Source organism: Deltaproteobacteria bacterium (genome assembly GCA_009929795.1).
Lineage (GTDB): Bacteria > Desulfobacterota > Desulfovibrionia > Desulfovibrionales > Desulfomicrobiaceae > RZZR01.
This window is the reverse complement of the sequence record RZZR01000105.1, coordinates 1-8,149: the sequence shown is the minus strand read 5'-3', so window position 1 is coordinate 8,149 and position 8,149 is coordinate 1. Positions and strand designations below refer to the sequence as shown.

Sequence of the window (8,149 nt, the reverse complement as noted above, 5' to 3'; positions counted from 1 at the left end):
GCGTTGCCCTCGTTGGTGACCAGGCCGATGGTCCCGGTCTCGGCCACGGCGAAATTGGCTCCGGAAACGCCCATGTCGGCCTGGGCGTACTCCTTGCGCAGCTCGCGGCGGGCCACCTTGACCAGTTTCTGGATGTCCGGATCCTGTTCTTTTTTGGTTTCCTTGGTGAACAGATCGGCCACCTGGTACCGGGATAGATGGATGGCGGGCATGACCATGTGGGAGGGGCCTTCGTGGCGCAGCTGGATGATCCATTCGCCCAGGTCGGACTCAACGACGGTCAGGCCCTTTTCCTCCAGATGGTCGTTCAGGTGGGTTTCCTCGGCGGTCATGGACTTGGATTTGATCACCTTTTTGCAGTCGTTCTCCCGGGCGATGCGGGCGATGATCTCGTTGGCCTCGTAGGCCGTCTTGGCCAGGTGGACATGCACGCCCATGGCCTCGGCCCTGGCCTTGAACTCCTGGTAGAGTTCGTCCATGTGGGCCAGGGAGTAATCCTTGGCCGCGGCGATCTCCTCGATCAGACCGCCGACGTCCATTCCGGCAAAGGCATTGGCCCGGCCGGTCCGGTAGGCCACGGCAAAGGTGTCCAGGGCCTTGCGCTGGAAATCGTTGCCCAGGGAATCTTCAAGTTCCCGCAAATAGTCTTCGATTTTGACGGCGGTTTGCATCAGGCGTCCTCCCAAAGCAGAATGTGGAGTTCCAACGGGCCATGGACCCCGATGGCCAGAACCCGCTCGATGTCCGCGGTCCGGCTGGCCCCGGTGATGAAGGCCGTATAATTGGGGGTACGCCGCATCATGGGCAGTAGCTCGGCCTCGGCCTCATACCCGCCGGCCCGCAGCCTGGACAGGGGCAGGACCACGACATTGATCTCGCTGATCATGGTCGAAAGCCGGAGATCCTCTGACGTGGAATCCATGACCAGGGTCCCGGTCTTGGCCAGGCCCAGGTCGGCCACGGCAAATCCGATGTCGATGCCGGCCAAATGTTGGCGCAGGCCATTCTTGATCAACCGGACACCGGCCTTGTCCGCGGCCTTGGCCAGTTTCGCGTACTGGTCGTCGGCCAGTTTCGGGGCGGCCATGATCCTGTCCGCGGCCTTGGCCATGCACAGATCCGCGGCCTCGTCCGAGACCGCGCCCTCGCACCCGGACATGAGCAGCTGGCAGGCCTCCTTGTTCAGGCAGACGTCCACGGCGTAGTCGTAGGCCTCCTTCAGGGAGGCCACCGGCCTGACCACGGCGGACACGGCCTCGGCCTTGGCGGTGAAGAGATTGATGCGTTCCTGGTTCATGCTGGTCTCCTGTGTCAGGGCGTCGATGATCCTAATGGCCACTGCCTGGTTCCCGTTACGAGATTGGTGTCCAAGCTGTGCGCGAATTCATCGGGATTTCTCCAACGGCTGTTCTCTGTCCAGACTTTCCGCATAGAGTTCCACGACATGTTTGACCCGGATCGAATGGCCGGTCTTGGAGAGCATGTCCGCGAGCTGAAGCATGCAGGCCGGACAACTGGTGGCGGCGATGGTCGCTTTGGTGGCGGCGATGCTTTCGGCTTTTTTCCGGCCGATGGTTTCCGAGAGCTTGTACTGCTTGATGTTGAAACTGCCCCCCGAGCCGCAGCAGGACGGTCCGCCAGGAAGCTCGGCCGTGGCGTATTTCCCGCTGGCGGCAATGATTGTCCGGGGCTGGTCCGTGATTTTGAGCGTGTTTCGCAGATGGCATGGGTCATGGTAGGCCACCTTGGACGGCTCTCCTATGCCCTTGGCCGGACCGACCTTGAGGATGTCGGCCAGGAACTGGCTGACATCCATGGTCTTGGAGGCCAGATCCTGAACCCGGATCGTGTCCAGGTGGTCGCCGTAGTATTTGGGCCACAGCTCGGCAATGGTCGCCGTGCAGGTGGCGCAGGGAGTGATCAGATAGTCCCAGGAGCCCTGGGTGAAGAGGTCCAGATTCTGCCGGACCAATGAGGTGAAGGCTCCGGTTTCGCCGCTGGACAGGGCAGGAATTCCGCAACAGGCCTGATTCGAGGGCAGGAACACACCGACACCGTGATGCTTCAATATTTTGAGCACGGCCAGGCCGATTTCGGGAAAGACCTTGTCCGTGAGGCAGCCCGGAAAAAATGCCACCCTGAGTCCGGATTTCCCGGCCGGGGTGTCCAGACCCGGTACTTGGGCGTGCAGAGACCTGGCCGCAAGTCTTTTAAAATGCCGATCGGCGATGAGTGGGGCGTTGAATCGGGCGCACGACGTTCCGATGACGCCATCCGCCTCCTTGGCGAGCAGGCCCTGGAACTTGGATCCAAAAGCGATGAGGGCGTTCATCAGCTTGGGGTTGGTCAGCAACCTGCGGAAAACAAGACGTTGAGACGGCGGTAGGCCAAGGTATCCCGAAAGAATGGCCCGGGCCCGGAAAAAGATGTCCGTGACCTTGACCCCGGATGGGCAGTTGGCTTCGCAAGTACCGCAGAGCAGACAGCGCTGTAGGTGATCGTTGACGGCCTGTGGGTCCTTGAGCATTTCATCGGCCAGGCCGGAGAGGATGGCCAGCTTGCCGCGGGTGACATCGGCTTCACGACCGGTTTCAGCGAATATGGGGCATTGGGCCTGACACATGCCGCACCGCATGCAGCCTGTGAGCAGGTCGTCCAGTTCCTTGAGCATGGAAACGAGTTTTTTGATGTCGGCCATGATTTCTTTCTCCGGCGATCAGCCCAGCACAGGACCCAACAGCTTGCCCGGGTTGAGAATGCCCTTGGGGTCGAGCACGCTTTTCATCTTTCGGGAATAGGCGATGGTGCCCGCCCCATACTCGTTTTTCAGGTAGTTGGACTTGGCAAGGCCGATGCCGTGCTCTCCGGAAAGGGTCCCACCCAGGGCCAGGGCTTCGTCGAAGATGGCGTCGATGGCCGCTTCCACCCGGCGCCATTCGTCCTGATCGCGTTTGTCCGTCAGAATGGTGGGATGCAGATTGCCGTCGCCGGCATGGCCGAAAGTCCCGATGGTCAGGTCGTACTTCTTGGCGATGCGGTCCAGGGCCTGCATCATGGCCGGTATCTTGGAACGGGGCACGGTGGCGTCTTCAAGGACCGTGGTCGGCCGCACCCGGGCCAGGGCCGGGAGGGCGTCGCGCCGGGCCTGCCAGACAGCGTTGCGCTCGGCGTCGTCCTTGGCCACCCGCACGGTTTCGGCTTTGTTGTGTTTGCAGATGGCCTCCACCCTGGCCGCGTCGTCCTCCACCTGGGCCGGGTGTCCGTCCACTTCGATGAGGAGCATGGCCGCGGCGTCCACGGGCAGGCCGGCCTTGCGGAAATTTTCCACGGTCCGGATGGTGAAGTTGTCCATGAGTTCCAGGGTGGCCGGGACGATCTGGCCGGCGATGATGGCGGCAACGGTCCGGGAGGCGTCCATGACATCGTTGAACACGGCCATCATGGATTTGTAGCTTGCCGGAGGGGGAACCAGCTTGAGAATCAGCTTCTCGAACACGCCCAGGGTGCCCTCGGAGGCAATCATCAGCCCGGCCAGGTTGTAGCCGGTGACGCATTTGACGGTTTTTCCCCCGGATCGGATCAGCTCGCCGTTGACGTCGAAGAAGTCCACACCCATGACATAGTCCTTGGTCACCCCGTACTTCAGGGCCCTGAGGCCGCCGGCGTTTTCGGCCACGTTGCCGCCCAAGGTGGATACGGCCTGGGACCCGGGATCCGGCGGATACAAGAGGCCCTTGGAGGCGACGTGGGCTGCGAACTTGGCCGTGACCACCCCTGGCTGGACCACGGCGTACAAATCCTCCTCGTTGACTTCAAGAATCCTGTTCAGGGCCGTGGTCAGGCAGACCACACCACCGGGGTGGGGGATGGTCCCGCCGGACAAATTAGTGCCTGCTCCGCGAACGGTCAGCTTCAGACCGTTGTCGTTGCACAGTTTGACCACCTTGCCCAGGGCCTCGGAGTGTTCGGGCCGAACCACGATGTCCGGCTGGGATTTGTCCAGGACCGCCGAGTCATAGGAATAGGAAAAAAGCTCCGTCGGTTCGGTCATGACATTGTCTGCCCCGACAGTGGCCTCGAATTCCTTTTTCAGTGATTCGCCGATCATATTCGCTCCTGTGTTGCTGCTGATTCAAGCTTTGAATTCACGGTCATTTCCGGACAGTCGGCGTGTCCGGGGAATGTCCTTGTGAGGGACTAAAACAGATTGGGAAAAAAAACGAAGCACATCAGGGTCACAGCAAGGCCGATGACCGTTCCGTAGAGCAGGAAGGGCCAGAAGGTCTTGCGCAGGATGGCCCCCTCCATGCCGGAGAGACCGACCACGGCGCAGACCGCGACGATGTTGTGGATGCAGATCATGTTGCCCATGGCCCCACCCACGGCCTGGGCCGCGACGATGAGCTGACGGGGCAGATCGAGCTGAGTGGCCATGCCCCATTGGAACTCGGCGAACAGGAGGTTGGAGACCGTGTTGGAGCCGGTGATAAAGGATCCCAGACCGCCGATGAACGAGGCGAACATGGGCCAGCCCTGGCCGACGATTTCGGAGAGGGCCTTGGCCATGGCCAGAGGCATGGAGAGGTAGGCGTTGGGGTTCAATGCGGCGTCGGCGACACCGGAACCGCGGAAGATGGAAACCAGGGCCACGGCCGCGAACAGGGCGATGGCCGGATTCTTCATTCGCTTGATGGAGTCCACCCAGGCTGCTTTGACCTTGTTGCCAGACATGCCGTGGATGAAAATGGTCAGGATGGCCACGAGCATGAACGGGATGGTCCCGGGCAAATAGAGGTAGCCGATGGAGGCGCTGACGGTCTTATAGCCCAGGATGCCTGTCCAGGCCAGTTTCTGCGAAGCCAGCCAGCCCTTCAGACCCAGTTCGGGAATCCGGGTCAGAACCAAGATCAGGCCGATGAGCACGTAAGGCAGCCAGGCCTTGAACTGGCTCATCCGAGCCTGAAAGGTGCAGTCTTCGGCGCTGCTGCTGACGGTCCCGGTCCATTCAGGATCCCACTTCTTCTGGGAACCGAAGGTCCAGACGTCCTTGGGCACGGCGATGCCCCTCTTGGCGCCCCAGACAACAATGCCCAGGCCGACCAGACCGCCGATCAGCGACGGAAATTCCGGTCCCATAACCCAGGCGAAAAACAGGTAGGGAGCAGTGAAGGCTGTGGCCGCAAACACGCAGAACTTCCAGGCGGCAAAGCCCTCGGACCAGGAGCGGTTCGGGCCGAAAACACGGGAGATGAAACCGAGCATGAAGATGGGCAGGATGAAGATCATGGGCAGGTGCAGGACGGTCGACCATTCGCCGATGACTTTGCCGAAGGATTCGAAGTCGGCGAAGTTCAGATTCACGGCACCCGTGGCCACGGCGTCGGCCACGAGCTGCTTGAGGTAGGTCAAACCCAGGACGATAGGCGTGCCTACCGCGCCGAAGGTGACGGGAAAGGAGTTGAAGACCAGGCAGATGACGGCCGCGGCCAGGGGTGGGAAGCCCAAGGCCAAAAGCAGCGGGGCGGCCAGGGCCGCCGGGGTGCCGAATCCGGCCGCGCCCTCGATGAACGCCGTGAACAGGTAGCCGATGATGATGGCCTGGACGCGCATATCGGGGGAGATATTCTGCATGCCGCACTGGATCGTTTCCATCCCTCCGGAATCGCGCAGCGTGTAGAGGATCAGAATGGCTCCAAAGACAATGATTAAGATACCGATGGCGGTGATTACCCCTTGAATGCTCAGGGCCGCGATGTACCCTGCCGGGAGATGCCAAACGACAACGCCGGCAATGGCCGTGACCAGCCAGGCCAGGGGCATGGCTTTGGTGGCCGGCCAACGCAGACCGGCCATGAGGACCAGGGCCAGAACAATGGGAACTGCGGCGACGAGCGCCAGGACTCCAACGGACATGTCATCATCCTCCGTTTCGGATTGAGCATTGAACCCCTGCGGCGGGCATCCGCCCGACATCTGCTCGCAATCCCTGATTTCCCCTCAGCCGCAGGTGTAGACCACGGCCAACAGGTAGGCCTTGGCCCGACGGCCGTTAAACTCCACCGTATCCTCGACCGTTTCCCAGTCCACGGTCTCGATGGCCTTGCCCACGGTGCAGGACCGGAGCACGTCGTCGCTCTGGCGTTGGCCGTAGCCCGGAACGTCCGACGAGGTGACGTAGTCGCCGACCTCGATGGGACCGTTCAGGTCGCAGACCCAGACCCGGCCCTCGCCCAGGGCGTTGACCACGGCAAAGCGCTCTCCGGCCTCGGCCGTGTACCAGTGTTCATCGTCCAAGGGCATCTCCCGGACCAGGACCCCGAACACGGCCTTGTCCATGGCCGTGCGGCTCAAGGTCGCCGTGGGCAGGGTCGAGGACAGGGACACGTCCCCCTGTTCGTCCCTGCGAACCTCCGCCCGGCCGGTGACCGAAACGATCAAGCCCGGGATAAATTCCATGGGCATGTCCTCGGCCAGCCGGACCTCGTGGCCGCCGGTGAAGGGACCGTAGTTGGTGCCCGGTCCGGCGGCGTAGAAGTCATAGGCCGTGCCCCAGCCTTCCACGCCTCTCCCTGAAGCGCCCGTTCCCCAGCCAACGACGCCCTTGCCCTTGGCCCCCTGGGATCCTCCGTAAACGCCAAAACCGTTTTCGCCCGGGGCATGTCCGGACACGCCCCGTCCTTGAGAGCCAGTGGCTTCGGCATAGACCCCCCGCCCAGACAAGTTGTTGGCCTTGAAGTATCCGCCGTAGTTCGTCTTTCCATAGGAATAGGTATGGGCTATCCCCTCCACGGCCCTGCCCTCGCTGCCTTTCGCCTCGGCATATATCCCTCGACCTAAATTGCTTCCTCCAAACGACTGGCTCTCCGCTTCAAAATATCCTCCGTAATGAATGTCGGTCGAATTGTATCTTCCAGTTGCTCGAGCATACACTCCAATCACCTGGCTGTCGGCATTGACGCCCTTATTTGTTCCGTATGCCCTGACCCCGCTACCACCATACCCGGTAAAATCACCGCCGATACCGGATGTATTTTTTTCGGTACCTGTGGCCATCCCCACGACGCCAATGCCACGTCTACTTTTGGATTCAAAAACTCCCCCACAGCTATAATCACCTGCGTACGGAGAATATTCAGTACTGGTGGCGACCCCCTTGACCGCCACGCCTCTGATGCCCGCCGCCTCGAAATACCCTCCGTAGTTTTCGACTTTTCCGGTGTCCGTGGCGACCCCTTCGATGGCCGGCCCCAGGCTGTTCTCGCCACGAATCATCGGTTCGGTGCTGTTGCCGATGACGTTAATCCGTCCACTGGTGTCGCTCTTGCCGGACATGGTCGAGAAACCGCCCATGGAGGTGTTGCCGAAAAAGGCCGTGACCTCGATCTGGGCGTTTCCCCCGTGGGAAATCACCAGCCAGAATCGATCCGGAAGAACACCCTCGAAGATGTTCTCGACCACGTTGACATAAAAGGCCTTGGCCGCGAGGGCGCCGATGTTCGTTTCCCCCAGATGGGTCCCGTTCTGGGCAAAGAAGGCCACGGTGATCGGCTCCGTGGCCTCGGTCGCCTCGACGTTGGTGATGGCCAGGCCGGTCCACCAGCCGCCGCCCGTGGCCGCATAGGGCACGATGACCTGGCCGGCCATGGCCTGAGCTGGAAACGTCACTCCCGTAGCCATCAGGGCGATGGCCAAAGCGACGACCCAGCATCTTTGCTTGTTGTGTTTCATGTCTCATCCTCCTGTTTTGCTTGACCTTGGTATTGAAGAGGGATTCTTGGAGGAGGACGCTACGCCAAAGACGCCGACAGGACAAGGGTAATGGGCCGCTTTTGCCCGAAAGAATTGGGGTCTGGGCCTCGGAACAAAAAGTCCCTGCGACGGGAATCATGCATCGCGCCGCAGGGACTTGAAGAAAAGGGCGACAAAGAGCTACTTGGTCGCCGGCACCTTGTTCAGCCGCATGTTCCAGCTGTTCCCGACCCAATAGTCGACAAAGGGGGGCTTCTTTTCGACGGCCCCGGGGTTGCCCTTGGCCGTCAGCACGCTCAACTCGTAGACCCGGGCGATGTTGTTCTTTTCCCGCTCCGTGTTGGTCATGGCCAAGTGGATGGGCAGACGCCATTGGACGACCCGGCCGAAGATGTCCGTG

6 protein-coding genes are annotated in these 8,149 nt (G+C 61.3%); all 6 read right to left on the bottom strand.

Annotated elements, in window-relative coordinates; translation table 11 throughout:
* The coding region (locus tag EOM25_10495) for a lactate utilization protein (protein ID NCC25606.1) at positions 1–671 on the bottom strand (671 nt) is incomplete at its 3' end.
* Positions 671–1,297: a lactate utilization protein gene (locus EOM25_10490; GenBank protein ID NCC25605.1), complete on the bottom strand. Its 627-nt coding sequence runs from the start codon at positions 1,295–1,297 to the stop codon at positions 671–673. The genes EOM25_10490 and EOM25_10495, both read right to left, overlap by 1 nt.
* Positions 1,298–1,384: 87 nt before the next feature.
* The gene (locus EOM25_10485; GenBank protein NCC25604.1) at positions 1,385–2,698 is read right to left on the bottom strand and encodes a (Fe-S)-binding protein; all 1,314 of its coding nucleotides are present in this window, start codon (positions 2,696–2,698) and stop codon (positions 1,385–1,387) included.
* Between the two features lie 18 nt (positions 2,699–2,716).
* The gene (locus EOM25_10480) at positions 2,717–4,105 is read right to left on the bottom strand and encodes an FAD-binding protein (protein ID NCC25603.1); all 1,389 of its coding nucleotides are present in this window, start codon (positions 4,103–4,105) and stop codon (positions 2,717–2,719) included.
* Positions 4,106–4,197: 92 nt separating this feature from the next.
* The gene (locus tag EOM25_10475; GenBank protein ID NCC25602.1) at positions 4,198–5,913 is read right to left on the bottom strand and encodes an L-lactate permease; all 1,716 of its coding nucleotides are present in this window, start codon (positions 5,911–5,913) and stop codon (positions 4,198–4,200) included.
* An 84-nt stretch (positions 5,914–5,997) separates the two neighbouring features.
* Positions 5,998–7,728 carry a hypothetical protein gene (locus EOM25_10470; GenBank protein ID NCC25601.1) on the bottom strand — a complete coding sequence of 577 codons (1,731 nt, stop codon included), beginning with the start codon at positions 7,726–7,728 and terminating at the stop codon, positions 5,998–6,000.
* Positions 7,729–8,149: the final 421 nt, after the last annotated feature.